The following is an 18,847-nucleotide window of genomic DNA, read 5'->3' as shown; positions in this document are numbered from 1 at the left end:
TTCAATCTGCCATACTTTCTCTATATTTCTCCGGAATGAAACGCGCAGCGCCGCCAATGGACGGCGCTGCGCGTTTCACCTTGACGTATAGGAAAGTATATAATTTTCTCATACTTTTTCTATACGTTTCGACGAAACGATGACGTCTATAGAAAGGACGCCGTTAGGCGTTTCTTCTTAAAGTATAGGAGTATATCGTTTCACTATTATACTTACGCCTATACTTCTCCGGAATGAAACGCGCTGCACCGTCAAAAGACGGCGAAAGCCGTTTCACCTTGGGATTGGATCATAAGGAGTGATAAACATGAGCCAAACCGGTGACAAGCGGCAGCGCTTCGAGCTGTTATTGCAGCAAGCAGGACTGCCGCAGGAACTTATACAATCTTATTTTCAAGACGGCTATATTGATCAAGTAATCGTAAGCAACAGCAATCGGGAATGGACGTTTTGCATCCGCAAAACGTCCATGGTGCCTTTACAGGCGTATAATGGCTTCTGCCAAGCTGCGAAAATGAAATTCGAGCATATTGCCGCCGTTTCTTTTCAGCTTATCTATGACCCCATTGTCGAGACGGAATCGATTTTACAGCAATACTGGGGCTTGTTCATGGAATGGGCGCAGCGCGAGATTGCATCGGTTAACGGATGGCTGCAGAAGGCAACGATTGATGTAGAGGGAGACCTGCTTACGCTGTCGCTGCTCGATACAACGGGGCTGGAGCTGGCGCGCAAGAAGAGACTTGATGAGGAGATCGTCCGTTTCTACGAAACGAGCTTTCACCGCACATGCAAAGTGAAGATGATCGTGAGCGAATCCCGCCAAGAAATATTGGACGAGTTCAATCTGAAGCTTGTTGAAGAAGAACGTGAAGTTGTGCAGCAGCTGATGGCCAGCTCGCAATCGGAATACTCATCTTCAGGTGACGACGAGGAATCCGTTAAGCTTGCTGTCGGCTACGACATTCGCGAAGAAGCTGTGCCGCTTATGAACATACAAGAGGAAGAGAAGAAAATAACGGTACAAGGCGCGGTGTTCGGGCTTGATATGAAGGAGCTTCGCAACGGCAGCACGTTGTTTACGTTCAACGTAACGGACTTCACGGATTCCATTGCGATGAAGATGTTCGCGAAGACGAAGGATGACGTGAAAGTGCTGAGTCAACTCGCTAATGGCAAATGGGTGAAGGCGCGCGGCAGGATCGAATACGACCGCTTCATGCAAGAGCCTGAGCTTGTCATGATGCCGAATGACCTGCACGAGATTGGTTCTCCGCCGGAACGCAAGGACAAGGCCGAGGAGAAACGTGTCGAATTCCATCTTCATACGACGATGAGTGTCATGGATGCTGTAACGCCGATCGGCGATTACGTGAAGACGGCTGCGAAATGGGGACATAAGGCAATCGCCGTTACGGATCATAGCAATGTCCAATGTTATCCCGACGCGTTCAAAGCGTCTAAGAAGCATGGCATTAAAGTTATGTTTGGTTTGGAAGCGAACGTTGTCAATGACGCTGTGCCGATGGTATTGCAATCAAGAAGCGAAGCTCTCACAACTGCTACTTACATCGTATTCGATATTGAGACGACAGGCTTGTCTGTTATTAATAATAAGATTATTGAGCTTGCCGGAGTGAAAATGCGGGAAGGGAAAGAAATAGACCGTTTCTCGACCTTCATTAATCCGCATGAGAAAATACCTTACAATATCCAGCAGCTTACGAATATTAACGATGATATGGTGAAGGATGCGCCGGAGCTGGAACCGAAGCTGCGCGAGTTCATTGCGTTTATCGGCGATGACGTATTAGTCGCGCATAACGCGCGATTCGATATAGGCTTCATTCAGGCATCCTGCAAAGCATTCGGTATGCCTGAAGTGATGAATCCAGTGCTCGATACGCTTGAATTGGCTAGATTCATTCATCCGACGCTTAAGAACCACCGACTGAACACACTCTCCGACAAATATAAGATCAGCTTGGAAAACCATCACCGGGCCATCGATGACTCGATTGCGCTTGGCGGGGTTCTGTTCGGCTTGATTGGTGACGCGGCGGAGCGCAATATTACCGATCTTCACCAGCTTAACGATTATGTAGGTATGGACCTATCTAATTCACGTCCATTCCATTGCAATATTTACGCACTTAATGCAGTAGGCAAAAAAAATCTGTACAAGCTCATTTCGATGTCCCATACGCAGTATTTCAAGCGCGTCCCTACGATTCCGAAGAGCAAGCTCGTCGAGCTGCGGGAAGGACTATTAGTCATCTCCGGCTGCGAGAAGGGCGAATTTTTCGAGACGGTGCTTAACAAGTCGGAAGAAGAGGCAACCGAGGTTGCCCGCTTCTATGATGTGCTGGAAATTCAGCCCATCGACTTCTACATGCATTTAGTTGAGAAAGGCTTGGTCGGAAGCCGGGCGGAGATCGAGCAAGCGCATCGCCGCATATGCCAGATTGGCGATGAGCTTGGCAAACCGGTTATAGCAACAGGGAATGTGCATTACTTGAACCCGCGAGATAAGATGTACAGGGACATTACGATAAATGGCATTACAGGTTTTAGTCCGCTCAAGGCACAGCGCAAGCCGGATGCACACTTCCGTACGACCGAAGAGATGCTGGAGGAGTTCGCGTTCCTTGGGGAAGCTCGCGCACGCCAAGTTGTCGTAACGAACACGTCTGAACTCGCCGATCGGTTCGAATCGTATGATTTGTTCCCAAGCGAGCTGTTCACGCCGATAATTGAAGGTGCTGACGAAGAAATTCGGAATACTTGCTATTCGACTGCTAAGGGGTTTTACGGAGAAGATCTACCGCAGGTTGTAATCGACCGTCTGGAGAAGGAGTTAGTTCCGATTATTAAGTTCGGCTTCTCTGCCAACTATCTCATTTCCGAGAAGCTGGTGAAAAAGTCGAATGCGGACGGTTATCTCGTAGGGTCAAGGGGGTCGGTCGGCTCTTCGGTCGTGGCGACGTTCCTCGGCATTTCCGAAGTTAATCCGCTTCCTGCTCACTATATGTGTAAAAACCAGGATTGTCGCCACAGTGAATGGTTCTTAGACGGAAGCGTGCCGAGTGGATTTGACTTGCCGGCTAAGATGTGCCCGAAATGCGACCAGCCGATGAAGGGTGAAGGACAAGATATCCCGTTCGAGACATTCCTAGGCTTCAAGGGAGATAAAGTTCCCGATATCGATCTTAACTTCTCTGGCGAATACCAACCCGTTGCCCATAACTACACGAAAGTTCTGTTCAGCGAGAAGGCCGTATTCCGAGCAGGAACGATCGGTACTGTGGCGGAGAAGACAGCCTACGGTTTCGCGAAGAAATATGAGGAAGAGAATAACAAGAAGTGGCGCGGGGCGGAGCTTGCAAGGCTCGCCAGCGGCTGTACGGGCGTTAAGCGAAGCACTGGACAACATCCCGGCGGTATCGTTGTTGTTCCCGATTATATTGAGGTCGAGGACGTAACTCCCGTGCAATATCCTGCGGATGATCAGAATGCCGAGTGGAAGACGACGCACTTTGACTATCACGCCTTCGAGAGCAATCTGCTCAAGCTCGATATACTCGGACATGACGATCCGACCATGATGCGGATGCTTCAGGACTTGACCGGAGTCGACCCGACGACGATTCCGATGAACGACCCGAAAGTCATGAGCATGTTCAACTCCACGGCGTCGCTCGAAGTCGCACCAGAAAAGATTCGCTCCTCAGTGGCAACTTACGGAGTGCCGGAGATGGGGACGAAGTTCGTTCGTCAGATGCTTCAGGAAACACAGCCGTCTTCATTCGCCGACTTGCTGCAAATATCAGGTCTGTCGCATGGTACGGGCGTATGGCTTGGCAATGCGCAAGAGCTGATTAAGAACGGAACCTGCAACATCAAGACCGTAATCGGTTGTCGTGACGATATTATGTTGTATCTGATCTACAAAGCCGGCATGGATGCCGGACTAGCGTTCAAAATTACCGAGAGCGTTCGTAAAGGTAAAGGGTTAACGCCGGAATGGATCGAAGAAATGAAGCGCTGCAAAGTGCCAGCCTGGTATATTGATTCCTGTCTGCGCATCGAGTATATGTTCCCGAAGGCGCATGCTGCGGCTTATGTTATTTCGGCTGTGCGTACCGCCTTCTTCAAGCTCTATTATCCGATTCATTATTACGCGACCTACTTTACGGTTCGTGCCGACGACTTCGATTTGGAGCTGCTCTGCCAAGGCTATGACGCCATACTGGCTAAGTTGATTGAGATCGAAGCCAAAGGGTTCAATGCGCTTCCGAAAGAGAAAAATATGGTGTCGCAGCTCGAGATGTCGCTCGAGATGACGGCCCGCGGTTTCTCGTTCAAGCCGATTGATCTATATCGATCGGATGCAACGAAATTCCAGGTGGAAGGCGATTCTCTTATACCTCCATTTGCAGCGATTGCTGGTATCGGCGAGAATGCGGCGCGCAATATTGCTGCTTCGAGAGAAGATGGCGAATTCCTGTCAATCGAGGATTTCCAAATGAAATCGAAAGCAACAAAAACGATTGTCGAGGTGCTCGGATCTATGGGTTGTTTCCGCGGCCTGCCTGAATCTAACCAGCTTTCCTTGTTCTAAAATATAAGACTTTATAAGCTTCAAACTTATAACGAGTCTTATATTTCACCGCGAAACGATTGCTTCCACACCTGAGGACAGCGCAGCCGTTTACGCTTGGTTTGAAAAAGGACTTGAAAACATTTCTTGTCACTCTATAGCGGTTATGTTATAATTTTTGTGGCAATGATGATGATAAAGGCTCTAATGCAGAAGAGTGGGGAAACCCACTCTTTACGTTTTGTATTCGGCAAAACAGGCATACCGCGTAAAATACAGGAGGTCAAGTCAATTTGAGCACATCCAAAATCAAAACCGTTGTTGAGGAAATGATTTCACCATTTCTTGACAGCCTAGGATTTGAACTGGTCGATATTGAATACGTGAAGGAGGGCAGCAACTGGTTTCTCCGGATTTTCGTAGATAAGGAGGGCGGAATCGACATTGACGATTGCGGCCGAATTAGCGAACACGTAAGCGAGCAGTTGGATAAAAATGATCCGATTACGGATGCTTATTTCCTCGAGGTGTCCTCCCCTGGTGCGGAGCGCCCGCTCAAGAAGCCGGAGGATGTGCGTAAAGCCGTCGGGAAACACGTTTACATAACGACATACGAACCGATCAGCGGCGCTAAGGAGTTTGAAGGGCTGCTGCTTTCGTTTGACGGCGATAACGCCGTTGTTGCTGTGGGGAAAAAAGAGCATAGTATTCCATATTCGAAGGTTGCAAGCGCTCGTTTGGCAATCGTGTTCTAACATTCGTTTTTTTTCTATTTTGAAAGGGGGAACTCCATTCCAATGAGCATGGATTTTATTGAAGCGTTACAGGAAATCGAAAGAGACAAAGGCATTACGAAGGATGTGCTGTTAGAGGCTATCGAGGCAGCGCTTATTTCCAGCTACAAACGCAATTTTAATACCGCACAAAACGTAAGGGTTGATATTAACCGCCATACCGGCGTTATCAAAGTATATGCCCGCAAGACCGTCGTCGAGGAAGTTCTTGACCCGCGACTGGAAATTTCGGTTGAAGCTTCCCGCGAGATTAACGCGCATTACCAGCTGGACGACGTTGCCGAGATCGAAGTTACGCCTCGAGACTTCGGGCGTATTGCCGCACAGACGGCGAAGCAAGTTGTTACGCAACGTATTCGCGAAGCAGAACGCGGACTGATCTATAATGCCTTTATCGACAAAGAAGAAGATATTGTTAACGGCATCGTTCAGCGCCAGGATGTGAAGAATCTGTTCGTCGATCTAGGTAAGGTAGAAGCGGTATTGCCGCTTACTGAACTTATGCCGACTGACAAGTTCAAGCATGGCGACCGTGTCAAATCGTATATTACAAAGGTTGAGAACACAACCAAAGGGCCTCAAATTATTTTGTCCCGTACACATCCTGGCTTGTTGAAACGTCTATTCGAGCTTGAAGTGCCGGAAATCTACGACGGTGTTGTCGAGATTCGCTCCGTTGCACGGGAAGCGGGCTTCCGCTCGAAAATTGCCGTTCATACGCGCAATAGCGAAGTCGATCCTGTCGGCTCCTGCGTAGGTCAGAAGGGCGTGCGTGTTCAAACGATCGTCGGCGAGCTGAAAGGCGAGAAAATCGATATCGTTCGCTGGTCCGAGAATGTGGAGGAATATGTGGCGAATGCGCTCAGCCCATCCAAAGTGCTTGAAGTAATCGTCTTCGAGCAAGAGAAGATGGCGCGCGTCATCGTACCTGACTACCAATTGTCGCTTGCGATTGGCATCAAAGGGCAGAATGCTCGTCTTGCCGCGAAGCTGACAGGCTGGAAAATCGATATTAAGAGCGAGACGCAAGCCGAGCAGGAATACGGACGTCCAAGAACAACGACAGGCACGATGCATCAGGACTCCGTCTCGATCGATTAGTATAGAGCAACACGATTGTCAATGTAACTCGCAGAGGAGGGGTGCGCGGTGAGACCAAGAAAAGTGCCGCTTCGCAAATGTGTCGCTTGTCAAGAGATGATGCCGAAGAAGGAACTTATCCGGGTTGTGCGGACGCCAGCCGAAGAGGTTCAGATTGACCTGACGGGCAAGAAGGCTGGACGCGGAGCATATCTGTGCGGCAAAGTGAGCTGCTTCAAGCTTGCTAAGAAAACAAAGGCGCTTGATCGTGCGCTTAAGCAGCCGGTAGGCGATCATATTTACGATCAATTAGAGCAGGACTTCGTAGCCGTCGAGGATCAGTTCATTGCCGGCAAGGAGCTGAGCGCCGATGAAGACGAATAAAGCATTGTCGTCGCTTGGCATGTGCATGCGTGCCGGCAAGCTCATCACCGGCGATGAAATTGTGGAGAAGGCGGTAAGGCAGAAACAAGTGCATCTGGTCATTATTGCCGGAGATGCTTCTGCCAATACGAAGAAGAAATTCAACGATAAGTGCAGCACCTACGGGATACAACTCGCCGAAGCATTCGACCGTGAGCAACTAGGAAAGGCGATAGGCAAGCCGGATCGAGTCGTGCTTGCGGTAACCGATGCGCAGTTCGGAAAAATGATTGCGAGTCATCTGAGCCATAATACGGAGGTGGATAATATTGAACAATAAACAAGACAGCAAGGACAATAAAGATAAACTCCGCGTATATGAATATGCGAAGTCGCTCAATATGAGCAGCAAAGAAATTATTACGATTCTTAAACGGTTGAACCTGCCTGTAAACAACCATATGAGTGTTATGGAAAACGAAATGGTTCACAAGGTTGAAGGCTTCTTCCGTGATATTAAGGCGAATGCAGCGGCTAAGCGCGCACAGGAATCATCCGGGGGCGTGTCCGTATCTTCGTCTGCTTCTGCTAAGCAAGGCGCTAACCGTCCGCCGTCGCAGCAATCGCAGCAGCCTCAGCAACAGCAGCAGCAAGAGCGAAAGCCACAGCCACCACAAGCGGCACAAGCGCCACAATCTTCTCAGGCGACGCAAGGGCCGACAAGCAATAATCCAAATCATGACAGACAGGGGCCTACGAATTCTATTAATACGAAAACACCATCTACCCAACAGCAAAGCGAACAACGACCAGCAGGACAACAAAGCAACAACCGTCCAGCGCAATCTCACAATAATCGTCCGGCACAGTCCGGAACCAATCCAAATCGTCAAGGCGGTCAAGGTGGACAAGGCCAAGGCGGCAGCGGCAATCGCCCTGCTCAATCCGGCTCGAATCCGAATCGCCCAGGCGGACAAGGCGGCGGATTTAACCGTCCTTCTTCGCAAGGTCAAGGCAGTCGCCCAGCACAGGGAGGCCAAGGCGGAGGTCAAGGCGGCTTCAATCGTCCAAGCGCTCCTCGTCCAGACGGCGGCGGCAATCGTCCGGCGTCCGCGCCAGCTGCGCCTAGCCGTTCGTTCGAATCCAGATCGACACAAGCTCCGAATCGCGGCGGCAACGATGCGAAGGATAAGAACGGCCGCTCGAATACGAAGCGTTTCGATGATGGCAAGCCTAACGGCTACAGAGGCGGCAACAGCAATAACCGTGGTCCGAAAGGACGCGGCGGCAGATATCAACAACAGCAGCCTGCTCGCGAGAAGATCGACAATACGCCTAAGAAGATCATTGTGCGCGGTACGATGACGGTAGGCGAACTCGCCAAGCTGCTCCACAAGGATGCTTCCGAAGTCATTAAGAAGCTGATCTTCCTTGGTGTTATGGCAACGATTAACCAAGAGATCGATATGGACGCGATTCACCTGCTCGCGAGCGACTACGGCGTGGAAGTAGAAGTGAAAATTCCAGTCGAAGAGGATTCCTTCGAGACCGTTGAAGAGACGGATGAAGAAGGGGATCTGGAAGCTCGTCCGCCAGTCGTAACTATTATGGGTCACGTCGATCATGGTAAAACGACGCTCCTTGACGCCATTCGCAAGACGAACGTAACGGGCGGCGAAGCCGGCGGTATTACACAGCATATCGGTGCTTACCAAGTCGAAATTAATCATAAGAGAATTACGTTCCTTGATACGCCTGGTCACGAAGCGTTCACGCTCATGCGTGCCCGCGGCGCACAGGTAACGGATATTACGATCATTGTCGTAGCTGCCGATGACGGCATTATGCCTCAGACGGTTGAAGCAATCAACCATGCGAAAGCAGCTGGCGTTCCAATCATCGTTGCAGTCAACAAGATCGATAAGCCGGAAGCGAACGTTGATAAGATTAAGCAAGAAATGACCGAGTATGAACTCGTTCCTGAAGAGTGGGGCGGCGACACGATCTTCGTTGAAGTATCGGCGAAGCAGCGTATCGGCCTTGAAGGCTTGCTCGAGATGATTCTTCTTGTTGCAGAAGTGAACGACTACAAAGCGAACCCGAACAAACGTGCCCGCGCAACGGTTATCGAAGCCGAGCTGGACAAGGGCAAAGGCCCTGTTGCACGTATTCTCGTGCAGCACGGTACGCTCAAGATCGGCGATGCATTCGTTGCAGGCAACTGCTTCGGCCGCGTAAGAGCAATGGTCAACGACAAAGGCCGCCGCTTAAAAGAAGCTGGACCATCTACACCAGTGGAAATTACGGGTCTTACGGAAGTTCCGCAAGCCGGCGATCCGTTCATGGTATTCGAAGATGAGCGTAAAGCGCGCGCAATTGCTGACCGCCGTTCGATCAAGCATCGTCAATCGGAGATGGGCGCGAATACACGCGTTACACTCGATGACCTGTATAACCATATTAAAGACGGTGAAATTAAAGACTTGAACGTTATTATTAAAGCAGACGTTCAAGGCTCGGCCGAAGCACTTAAAGGCTCGCTCGCGAAAATCGATATTGAAGGCGTACGCGTTAAGATTCTTCATAACGGCGTAGGCGCAATTACGGAATCGGATATTATTCTAGCTTCCGCTTCGAACGCGATCGTAATCGGCTTTAACGTTCGTCCTGATCCGCAAGCGGAATCGACGATCGCGCAAGAGAAGGTAGACGTGCGTATGCACCGCGTTATTTATAACGTCATCGACGAGATCGAACAAGCGATGAAAGGCATGCTTGATCCGATCTACAAAGAAGTCGTTATCGGCCATGCGGAAGTTCGTAACGTATTTAAAGTGACGAAGGTTGGCGCGATTGCCGGTTCTATGGTTACTTCCGGCAAAATGTTGCGTTCGGCAGAAGCAAGACTTATCCGCGGCGGCATTGTCGTTTATACAGGGAAGATCGATTCCCTCAAACGTTTCAAGGATGACGCGAAGGAAGTTGCGCAAGGCTACGAGTGCGGCATCACGCTAGACCGTTTCAGCGATGTCAAAGAAGGGGACATTATTGAAGCGTTCGTCATGGAAACGGTAGAGAGGTGATTACGGCATGGCAAAAATTCGTGTAGGGCGGGTCAGCGAGCAAATTAAAAAAGAGCTGAGCCAAATTATTCAAATGGAGCTTAAAGATCCAAGGATCGGCTTTATTACCGTAACAGGGGTAGAGACGACTAGCGATCTTTCGCAAGCGAAAGTATATTTGAGCGTGCTTGGCAGCGAAGAGCAGAAGGAAGAGACGCTTAAGGCAATAGCCCGCGGCACCGGATTTCTTCGCTCCGAGCTTGGCAAGCGAATGAAGCTGCGCCACACGCCCGTGTTGCTGTTCAAGTTCGACAGCAGTATCGAGTACGGCAGCCGAATTGAATCATTGCTCGACGATATCAATAACGGAAACGATGCTCGATGATCGGGTCCGCGAGCTACTTGAAGCAGTTGGACGAAGCACTCGCTTTCTTGCGAGAAGGAGACAACTTTCTAGTCGTATCGCATGTACAGCCTGACGGTGATGCAATCAGCTCTACGGTAGTCGTAGGCTGGTTGCTTCATAAGCTGGGCAAAGCAGTCACACTCATCAACGAAGGCGAGCTGCCTTCGCGCCTAAACTACTTGCATCGTTCCTCGGAGATCGTTCATTATCGGGCGAATCCTCTAGAGCAGTCATTTGCTACGGTCGTATCAGTCGATTGCGCTGACTTCCGCCGAATAGGTGACGTTGCAAGCAGCTTTACTGAAGGCGTGAAGCTGCTTAATATCGACCATCATCCCACGAATAACGGCTTCGGCACCGTTAATGTCATTCGTGACAACGCGGCGGCTACCGTTGAAATTTTATATGATTTGATCGAGCATGCCGGCATTGAACTCGACCTTGATTGTGCGACGGCCATTTATACCGGTCTGCTCACCGATACAGGCGGATTCCGATACTCCAATACGAGTCCACGAGTGATGGAGATCGCCTCCAAGCTGCTCGCCATTGGCGTATCAGGCAATCAACTCGCCGATCATTTGCTCGAGAAGATGACTATAGCGAAGCTGAACCTGTTGAAGCTGTCGCTTAATCGGCTAACCTTCACTGACGATTTGAAGATCGGTTGGGTTCACATTGGCAAGGACGATATTCGTACGACGGGGGCCGTTCCAGAGGACCTTGAGGGAATCGTTAACTATGCGCTTAATGTGGATGGCGTTGAAGTAGGCATTTTATTCAAGGAAACGGAAGACGGCGCAGTGAAAGCAAGCTTGCGTTCGGCTGGCAAAGCTGATGTAGCGGCAATTGCCCAATCATTCGGCGGCGGCGGACATGTCAGAGCGGCAGGCTGCCGGCTTGACTGCTCGCTTGATGCTGCGCCTAGTCTTCTAGTGGAAGCAGTTCGAAAGGCGTTGGTTTAATTCATGGACGGCATTTTGGCGGTATGGAAGCCGGAGGGCTGGACATCCCATGATGTAGTAGCAAAGGTAAGGCGCATATTGCGGATGAAGCGGATCGGCCATGCTGGTACGCTTGACCCGATGGTAACAGGCGTGCTTCCGTTATGCCTTGGCCGCTCTACACGGGTCGTCGAGTACTTGCAGGAGCGTCCAAAAGCGTATGAGGCGGTACTTAAGCTCGGTATAGCTACCGACACGGAGGATGTAACAGGCGCTGTTCTCGAAGATCAGCCGTATCCGCAAGTGACGGAGGATGCTGTGCGCAAGGCGCTGCGTCAATTCGTTGGTCAGATCGACCAGATTCCGCCTATGTTCTCTGCCGTTAAGGTAGACGGCAAGCGTCTGTACGAGCTAGCGCGTGAAGGGAAGACAGTAGAACGGAAGTCAAGAACGGTGACGATCTACCAGTTGGAGCTTCTGGACATGAAGCTGGATCTGCAGTATCCGGAAATTAGGTTTTCCGCTGTATGCTCCAAAGGCACTTATATTCGCACATTATGCGTTGATATTGGCAAGGCACTAGGCGTTCCAGCTACGATGGCGAGCCTTACGCGCTCGATGTCTGGCGGTATTACTCGCGAGCGTTGCTTGACGCTTGAGCAGATTGAACAATTGCAGCAATCAGGCCAACTTAATGAGCATCTCATTGACGCTGATGAAGCAATCGACCATCTGCCAATCGCCGAAGTACCTGCCGCTGTTGGCAAGCTGGCATTGCTGGGGCAGAAGATAGTCTTAGCCCAGGCTGTTATAGCTGACAGTTCAGTTGCTAATAATGGTGGACTAGTGCGTTTATATAATGATCAACGGTTGTTTATTGGAATCTTTCAGATCGATACGGAAAACGCGCTGCTGAAGCCGATTAAGGTATTCTCCTCAGTCGCCGAGTAAATTAAAGCTTATTAGGAAATGCAGGTGTATCAGCGTTGAAGATAATATCCCTTCAATATCCGTTAGACGATTTGTCCGCATTGTCGCTGGACAAACCGCTTTCTATAGCTATCGGCCACTTTGACGGTGTACACCGCGGCCATCAGAACGTGATCCGCAGAGCCGTGGTCGAGGCAAAAGCTGCAGGTCAGTTGTCAGCGGTCATGACCTTCGATCCGCATCCGAAAGAGGTGCTGGGACAAGGCGATCATTATTACCGCTGCCTGACTCCGCTGCACATCAAGACGAAGCTGTTCGAGGAGCTTGGTGTCGATCTTGTATTTGTAATGAGCTTCGATACCTCATTCGCCTCAGTTACACCAGAGCGATTCGTTGACGAAGTTCTTCTCGGTTTAGGCGCGAAGCAAGTTGTCGTCGGCTTTGATTTCAGGTTCGGCAGCAAAGGTGCAGGCAATGCGGAAGCTCTCATGCGTCTTGGTGCGCCTAACATTGCCGTACACATCGTTGAACCGCTCTACGAGAATGAATCCAAGGTTAGCAGTACATGGGTTCGTGAGTCGTTGGAGAAAGGTGATTTGGATACTGCTTCGCTGCTGCTGGGCAGAACCTACGAAGTTACGGGCACAGTTGTACATGGGGATGGCAGGGGGAGAACGATCGGTTTTCCAACAGCTAATATCGATTTCGATTATCCTTATGTATCGCCAAGACTTGGCGTATTCGCTGTCATTGCATGGCTGGAAGGCAAGCCGTACCCAGGTGTCCTTAATCACGGCATGAAGCCGACTTTCAATAAGGAAGGCGTTCAGCCCGTTATGGAAGCCCATCTGTTCGACTTCAACCGGGATATCTATGGTGAGCCAATCCGAATCGAGTTCAAATCCTTCATAAGGGCTGAGCAGAAGTTCAGCTCGGTGGACGAACTTATTAAGCAGATTGGACGGGATTCCGACCAAGTAAGACAACAATTCAAGGCGTAGTAAACCAACGCCTCGACAAAAGCCTAATCGATATGATATACTGTACAACGTTGTGACTTATTATACAGTTTGTATATACGGGCACATACTTAACCTTAGCTTGGTTGTCCGCTCTCACCGGCGGCGCACGAGGCTAACGGCGATTATGAAGAAGGAGGTGAATTAGGATGGCAATCACGCAAGAACGTAAACAGGAATTGATCGACACTCACAAAACGCACGCGAACGATACGGGTTCTCCGGAAGTTCAAATCGCTATCCTGACTGAAAACATCGTTAACTTGACGCAACATTTCCGGGAGCACAAGAAAGACCACCACTCCCGCCGTGGCTTGCTCAAGATGGTAGGTCAGCGCCGTAAGCTGCTTGCATACCTGAAAAACAAAGATGTTAGACGTTACAGCGCATTGATCGAAAAACTCGGCCTTCGCCGTTAAAAACATGCGTAATGAAAAGCAACCTGGCTGTCCTGCCGTCCGGGAATATCGGATAAGCGGATTCGGGTTGCTTTTTGTAATATGAAAAGTTTCCGAGAGATTTGCCAAAAATGTAAGGTATAGGAGGGATAACAGATGGTACATAGCATTGAAATGACTTTAGGCGGCAGACCGCTCACAATTGAGACAGGCCGTCTTGCAAAGCAGGCGAACGCTGCGGTAACCGTCCGATATGGCGATACGGTTATATTGTGTACAGTTACAGCATCAAACGAACCGAAGGACTTGGACTTCTTCCCGTTGACCGTTAACTACGAGGAACGTCTATACGCGGTCGGCAAAATCCCTGGCGGCTTCATTAAGCGCGAAGGACGTCCAAGCGAGAAGGCGATTCTGTCCAGCCGTCTGACTGACCGTCCGATTCGACCTTTGTTCCCAGAAGGCTTCCGTAACGATGTGCAAATTGCGAATATCGTGATGAGCGTAGATCAAGATTGCCCGCCTGAGATTGCGGCAATGATCGGTACATCTGCAGCGCTTTCGATCTCCGACGTTCCGTTCAGCGGTCCAATCGGTGGCGTAAGCGTTGGTCGTGTGAACGGTCAATTCGTGATCAACCCGACGGTTGAGCAAGAGCAAGCAACTGATATTTTCGTAGTGGTAGCAGGTACGAAAGATGCCATTATGATGGTAGAGGCTGAAGGCAATGAAGTGTCTGAGGAAGTTATGCTGGAAGCGATTATGTTCGGCCACGACGAGATCAAAAATATCGTTGCGAAGATCGAAGAGCTTCAAGCTGTAGCAGGCAAACCGAAGATGGCTGTAAAACTTCATAGCGTTGATGCGCAAGTAAATGAAGAAGTTCGCGCATTTGCTTCCAAAGGTCTTGAAGAAGCGATTAAGATTGCGGAAAAGCATGCACGCCAAGAAGCAATCGATGCCGTGAACAGCGAAACGATTGCTCACTTTGAAGTGAAGTATGCGGATTCGCCTGAGCTTCTGTCCGATGTGAAGGAAGTGCTGTACGATATCGTGAAGGAAGAGGTTCGCCGCCTTATTACTCATGATAAAGTTCGTCCTGACGGACGCGGATTGGACGAGATTCGCCCAATCGAGTGCGATGTGGCACTGTTGCCGCGTACACACGGTTCCGGTCTGTTCACTCGCGGTCAGACGCAAGCGCTCAGTATTTGTACGCTTGGCGCAATGGGCGACGTTCAAATATTGGACGGTATTTCCCCTGAGGAAACGAAACGTTTCATGCACCATTACAACTTTCCGCCATTCAGCGTAGGCGAGGCTCGTCCGCTCCGTCCTCCAGGACGCCGCGAGATTGGCCACGGCGCACTCGGCGAACGTGCATTATCGAAGGTTATTCCTTCTGAAGCTGACTTCCCGTATACGATTCGTCTTGTATCCGAGGTTCTTGAATCGAACGGTTCGACATCCCAAGCAAGTATTTGCGCGAGCACGCTTGCTATGATGGATGCCGGCGTACCGATCAAAGCACCGGTTGCAGGTATCGCAATGGGTCTCATCAAAGACGGCGATCACTTCTCGATCTTGTCCGACATTCAAGGGATGGAAGATCATCTCGGCGATATGGACTTTAAGGTTGCAGGTACGGCTGAAGGCGTAACGGCTATTCAGATGGATATTAAGATCGACGGCATCGACCGCAGCATTTTGCAACAAGCGCTTGAGCAAGCTCGTCTTGGACGCCTGTTCATTCTTGGTAAAATGACAGCAGTTATGTCGCAATCACGTACAAACCTTTCCAAATATGCTCCGAAAATTTTGACGCTTCGCATTAACCCGGACAAAATCCGTGACGTTATCGGCGCAGGCGGCAAAATCATCAATAAAATTATTGAAGAAACCGGCGTAAAAATCGACATCGAGCAAGACGGTATGGTATTCATCGCTTCCTCGAATGAAGAGATGAACCAAAAGGCGAAAGCGATCATCGAAGGCATCGTGAAAGAAGTTGTCATCGGCGAAGTTTATCTAGGTACGGTTAAACGTATCGAGAAATTCGGCGTATTCGTTGAAATCTTGCCGAACAAGGACGGTCTTGTGCACATTTCGCAGCTTGCGAATGAGCGTGTTGCCAAGTGTGAGGATGTTGTGGCCATCGGTGACCAAATTACGGTTAAAGTAACTGAGATCGACCAACAAGGCCGTATCAACCTTTCCCGTAAAGCTGTTCTTACACCTGAGACTGCGCAATAAGGCGGTTGGGACGACTATATCGCTTCAAACGAAGAGTCAGATTCGATCTGTCTCTTTTTTGTTTTGCTCCGCTTTTAGGTATGCTTCATAATCTCGTCCCACGATTCATACATATGTGTAAAGCGTGTCCGCGTCTTGCAGCAAGAAGAATAGCGGGGAGCGCAATAGGCTATGCGGGAGTTGGGGCTATGGCGATTCGAAAAGCGGCAATCATCGCGGCAAGTATGCTGATGCTGATTGTTTTCGTTCGTATAAACGGTGACGTATCTGCTTATCTAACGGCAGTCAAATCAGGAGGCGCAAGTCTAGCGATAGGCAACGTTGAGCGCAGCGATGAGGAAAAGCGGCTGCTCTATGATACAATTGTTGCCGAAGCTGCGAATAAGCGGGAAGCTCCCGTCAATGCAACGATCGATCGCGTATGGCGAGCGATCCCCGGCTATAACGGCATCGAAGTTGATGTCGAACGAACGTTTGAAGCCGCGTTGCGTTTGCCGGATAACAGCGCTATCCCATACCTATTCAAGGAAATAGAGCCGTCTATAAAGCTCGAGGACCTTGGAGCGCATCCCGTATATCGCGGTAACCCGAATAAGAAGATGATTGCGCTAATGATTAATGTAGCATGGGGCAATGAATATATTGAGCCGATGTTGAAGACGCTCGAGCAGGAAAATGTGAAGGCAACCTTTTTCCTCGATGGCAGCTGGTTGAACAAAAATGCCGATATGGCACGCAAGATTCAAGCAGCCGGACATGAAATGTCCAACCATGCATACTCCCATCCGAATATGAGCGAATTAAACCGTGGAGCGGCGTATACGCAAATTTCGAAGACGGAGGAGCTGCTGAAGTCAACGCTTGGCGTTAACAATCGATGGTTCGCGCCGCCTTCCGGCGATTTTAATCAAATGACCGTTCAAGTCGCCAGGGAGCAAGGTCTGCAAACGGTATTATGGACGATTGATACCGTGGATTGGAGGAAGCCACCAGCGGAATCAATCATTCGCAAAATCAATGCCAAGCTTGAGCCAGGCGCATTAATCTTGATGCATCCGACGGCATCCAGCAGGGATGCGCTGGCTGGGATGATTGCAAGCGCCAAGGCGAAGGGATATGCGCTGGGAACGGTTAGCGAGACATTGTCTTCGAGCAGAATAACACCCTCCGTTGTTGAGGGAGCGGACTTATTCTGATATAGTGATATCATTCATGTTGTAGGAGGATACTTGGTGAACAAATATACGCTTAGTAATGGATTACGCGTTGTCGTTGAATACATACCGCATGTCAGATCGGTATCGTTCGGCATATGGGTAAAGACCGGTTCGCGCAATGAGACGCCGGAGAACAACGGCATTTCACATTTTATCGAGCATATGCTCTTCAAGGGCACGGACAAACGGTCTGCTAAAGATATTGCTGATTTATTCGACGGCATTGGCGGTAATGTGAATGCCTTTACAGCGAAGGAATACACGTGTTACTTCGCTAAGGTGCTAGATGAGCATCTGCCCATTGCGGTAGACGCGTTGTCAGACATGTTTTTCAATTCGCAGATGGATCCGGAAGAGCTGGCGAAAGAGAAAAACGTTATTTTGGAAGAGATTTCGATGTACGAGGATACGCCCGACGACAAGGTGCATGACGAAGCATCGAGAGCATCGTTCGGCGATCACCCGCTTGCCTATTCGATTCTCGGCCTTGAAGAAAGACTGACGGCAATGGGACCGGATACGCTTCGGGGCTATATGAAAGAGCGTTATACGATTGATAACACGGTCATTAGCGTTGCAGGAAACGTAGAAGAATCGACTCTGCTGGAGCTGCTTGAGAAACAGTTCGGCGGCTTTAAGAACAACTCGGGCATTATCGTTGGCAACGAGCCGCCGGTATTCCACGGAGAATACAACTTCTTTAAGAAGAAGACGGAGCAGAATCATATTTGCGTCACCTTCCCTGGCTGCTCGATTACTGATTCCAAGTTGTATGCAATGATCCTGCTCAACAATGCGCTCGGCGGCGGCATGAGCTCAAGACTGTTCCAAGAAATTAGAGAGAAGCGCGGACTTGCCTATTCCGTGTATTCCTACCATACGTCCTATGCGGATTCCGGCTTGTTCACGATCTATGCCGGCACCGCTCCTAAGCAGACGAAAGAAGTGCTTGATCTGACGATGGAGCAGATCGGCGAGCTGTCCGTGAAGGGATTATCCGAGGAAGAGCTTCATCGCGGCAAGGAGCAACTGAAAGGCAGCTTGATACTCAGCCTTGAAAGCACAAGCAGTCGGATGAACCGTCTTGGCAAAAACGAGCTGATGCTCGGACGCCACTACACGCTTGACGATTTGCTGCAGCGTATCGATACGGTGACGATGGAAGATGTACAATCTGTAACGAAGCAAATGCTGTCCGTTCCTTTTGCCGTTGCGATGGTAGGATCCAATGACAAAGCAGCTGCGCAATTGGGGAGGAATCGATTTGTTCCAGGTACAGTTTAAACGATTAGAAGGTAATGAGGATATAGCTGTGCCTCGCAAAATGTCTGAGTGGGCAGCAGGCTTCGACCTGCAGGCTGCGGTCGGCGAACCTATTGTGCTGGCACCGGGAGAGCGCAAGCTGATCCCGACAGGCTTCGCGATGGCGATGCCTGGCGAGCTTGAGGCACAAATACGGCCGCGCAGCGGTCTAGCGTTCAAGCATGGTATCACTTGCTTGAATTCTCCGGGTACAATTGACGCTGATTATCGCGGAGAAGTAAAGGTGCTGCTCGTTAACTTAGGGCAAGAGCCATTCACGATTACACGAGGCGAACGCATTGCGCAGATGGTATTCCAGGTAGTGCCTGCCGTAACGATTGTAGAAGAAGCGGGCGAATTACCGGCAACGGTGCGGGGAGCGGGCGGCTTTGGACATACAGGCGTGTAACGCACACGATAAATATACGAGAAAGATCGGGGAATTTTACCCGATCTTTTTTTCTTTTTCACCCCGATTT

At 50.0% G+C, this 18,847-nt stretch carries 15 protein-coding genes; all 15 read left to right on the top strand.

Annotated elements, in window-relative coordinates:
* The first annotated feature begins 307 nt into the window (after nucleotides 1-307).
* The 15 genes from V8F51_RS23940 (at nucleotide 308) to dut (ending at nucleotide 18,777) form a co-directional block, all read left to right on the top strand.
* Entirely contained in the window at nucleotides 308-4,621 is a 4,314-nt protein-coding gene (locus V8F51_RS23940; RefSeq protein ID WP_337103022.1) for a PolC-type DNA polymerase III, read from the top strand.
* A gap of 272 nt (nucleotides 4,622-4,893) precedes the next feature.
* Nucleotides 4,894-5,355: a ribosome maturation factor RimP gene (gene rimP / locus V8F51_RS23935; protein WP_337103021.1), complete on the top strand. Its 462-nt coding sequence runs from the start codon at nucleotides 4,894-4,896 to the stop codon at nucleotides 5,353-5,355.
* A gap of 42 nt (nucleotides 5,356-5,397) precedes the next feature.
* A complete protein-coding gene (gene nusA / locus V8F51_RS23930) occupies nucleotides 5,398-6,495 on the top strand; it encodes a transcription termination factor NusA (protein ID WP_337103020.1) in 1,098 nt (365 codons plus the stop codon).
* Nucleotides 6,496-6,543: 48 nt separating this feature from the next.
* On the top strand, nucleotides 6,544-6,858 hold the full coding sequence (rnpM, locus tag V8F51_RS23925) for an RNase P modulator RnpM (RefSeq protein ID WP_337103019.1): 315 nt from the start codon (nucleotides 6,544-6,546) through the stop codon (nucleotides 6,856-6,858).
* Nucleotides 6,845-7,177 carry a L7Ae/L30e/S12e/Gadd45 family ribosomal protein gene (locus V8F51_RS23920; RefSeq protein WP_337103018.1) on the top strand — a complete coding sequence of 111 codons (333 nt, stop codon included), beginning with the start codon at nucleotides 6,845-6,847 and terminating at the stop codon, nucleotides 7,175-7,177. Before rnpM ends, V8F51_RS23920 begins: the two co-directional genes overlap by 14 nt.
* A complete protein-coding gene (gene infB, locus V8F51_RS23915; protein ID WP_337103017.1) occupies nucleotides 7,167-9,920 on the top strand; it encodes a translation initiation factor IF-2 in 2,754 nt (917 codons plus the stop codon). The genes V8F51_RS23920 and infB overlap by 11 nt, the downstream gene beginning before the upstream one ends.
* 7 nt (nucleotides 9,921-9,927) lie before the next feature.
* The gene (gene rbfA, locus V8F51_RS23910) at nucleotides 9,928-10,284 is read left to right on the top strand and encodes a 30S ribosome-binding factor RbfA (protein ID WP_337103016.1); all 357 of its coding nucleotides are present in this window, start codon (nucleotides 9,928-9,930) and stop codon (nucleotides 10,282-10,284) included.
* Nucleotides 10,281-11,270: a DHH family phosphoesterase gene (locus tag V8F51_RS23905; RefSeq protein ID WP_337103015.1), complete on the top strand. Its 990-nt coding sequence runs from the start codon at nucleotides 10,281-10,283 to the stop codon at nucleotides 11,268-11,270. The genes rbfA and V8F51_RS23905 overlap by 4 nt, the downstream gene beginning before the upstream one ends.
* Before the next feature lie 3 nt (nucleotides 11,271-11,273).
* A complete protein-coding gene (gene truB / locus V8F51_RS23900) occupies nucleotides 11,274-12,200 on the top strand; it encodes a tRNA pseudouridine(55) synthase TruB (protein WP_337103014.1) in 927 nt (308 codons plus the stop codon).
* A gap of 35 nt (nucleotides 12,201-12,235) precedes the next feature.
* Nucleotides 12,236-13,180, top strand: coding sequence for a bifunctional riboflavin kinase/FAD synthetase (locus V8F51_RS23895; protein WP_337103013.1), 945 nt, complete (start codon nucleotides 12,236-12,238; stop codon nucleotides 13,178-13,180).
* 167 nt (nucleotides 13,181-13,347) lie between these two features.
* The gene (gene rpsO / locus V8F51_RS23890; protein ID WP_307204092.1) at nucleotides 13,348-13,617 is read left to right on the top strand and encodes a 30S ribosomal protein S15; all 270 of its coding nucleotides are present in this window, start codon (nucleotides 13,348-13,350) and stop codon (nucleotides 13,615-13,617) included.
* Between the two features lie 135 nt (nucleotides 13,618-13,752).
* On the top strand, nucleotides 13,753-15,849 hold the full coding sequence (gene pnp, locus V8F51_RS23885; protein WP_337103012.1) for a polyribonucleotide nucleotidyltransferase: 2,097 nt from the start codon (nucleotides 13,753-13,755) through the stop codon (nucleotides 15,847-15,849).
* Between the two features lie 188 nt (nucleotides 15,850-16,037).
* Nucleotides 16,038-17,045 carry a polysaccharide deacetylase family protein gene (locus tag V8F51_RS23880; protein WP_337103011.1) on the top strand — a complete coding sequence of 336 codons (1,008 nt, stop codon included), beginning with the start codon at nucleotides 16,038-16,040 and terminating at the stop codon, nucleotides 17,043-17,045.
* Between the two features lie 36 nt (nucleotides 17,046-17,081).
* Nucleotides 17,082-18,350: a M16 family metallopeptidase gene (locus V8F51_RS23875; RefSeq protein ID WP_337103010.1), complete on the top strand. Its 1,269-nt coding sequence runs from the start codon at nucleotides 17,082-17,084 to the stop codon at nucleotides 18,348-18,350.
* Nucleotides 18,331-18,777, top strand: a complete 447-nt coding sequence (gene dut, locus V8F51_RS23870; protein WP_337103009.1) for a dUTP diphosphatase — start codon at nucleotides 18,331-18,333, stop codon at nucleotides 18,775-18,777. The genes V8F51_RS23875 and dut overlap by 20 nt, the downstream gene beginning before the upstream one ends.
* Nucleotides 18,778-18,847 lie beyond the last annotated feature (70 nt).

It is taken from the genome of Paenibacillus sp. YIM B09110 (assembly GCF_037167145.1).
In the GTDB taxonomy this organism is placed as follows: domain Bacteria; phylum Bacillota; class Bacilli; order Paenibacillales; family Paenibacillaceae; genus Pristimantibacillus.
The sequence above is the reverse complement of the archived record's forward strand: the minus strand, read 5'-3'. Positions and strand labels throughout refer to the sequence as shown.

What these genes read in the sequence shown, in the direction of transcription:
- rpsO (WP_307204092.1), top strand. Translation starts at nt 13,348, where the DNA reads ATGGCAATCACGCAAGAACGTAAACAGGAATTGATCGACACTCACAAA.
- nusA (WP_337103020.1), top strand. Translation starts at nt 5,398, where the DNA reads ATGAGCATGGATTTTATTGAAGCGTTACAGGAAATCGAAAGAGACAAA.
- pnp (WP_337103012.1), top strand. Translation starts at nt 13,753, where the DNA reads ATGGTACATAGCATTGAAATGACTTTAGGCGGCAGACCGCTCACAATT.
- rbfA (WP_337103016.1), top strand. Translation starts at nt 9,928, where the DNA reads ATGGCAAAAATTCGTGTAGGGCGGGTCAGCGAGCAAATTAAAAAAGAG.
- V8F51_RS23940 (WP_337103022.1), top strand. Translation starts at nt 308, where the DNA reads ATGAGCCAAACCGGTGACAAGCGGCAGCGCTTCGAGCTGTTATTGCAG.
- V8F51_RS23920 (WP_337103018.1), top strand. Translation starts at nt 6,845, where the DNA reads ATGAAGACGAATAAAGCATTGTCGTCGCTTGGCATGTGCATGCGTGCC.
- V8F51_RS23905 (WP_337103015.1), top strand. Translation starts at nt 10,281, where the DNA reads ATGATCGGGTCCGCGAGCTACTTGAAGCAGTTGGACGAAGCACTCGCT.
- V8F51_RS23880 (WP_337103011.1), top strand. Translation starts at nt 16,038, where the DNA reads ATGGCGATTCGAAAAGCGGCAATCATCGCGGCAAGTATGCTGATGCTG.
- truB (WP_337103014.1), top strand. Translation starts at nt 11,274, where the DNA reads ATGGACGGCATTTTGGCGGTATGGAAGCCGGAGGGCTGGACATCCCAT.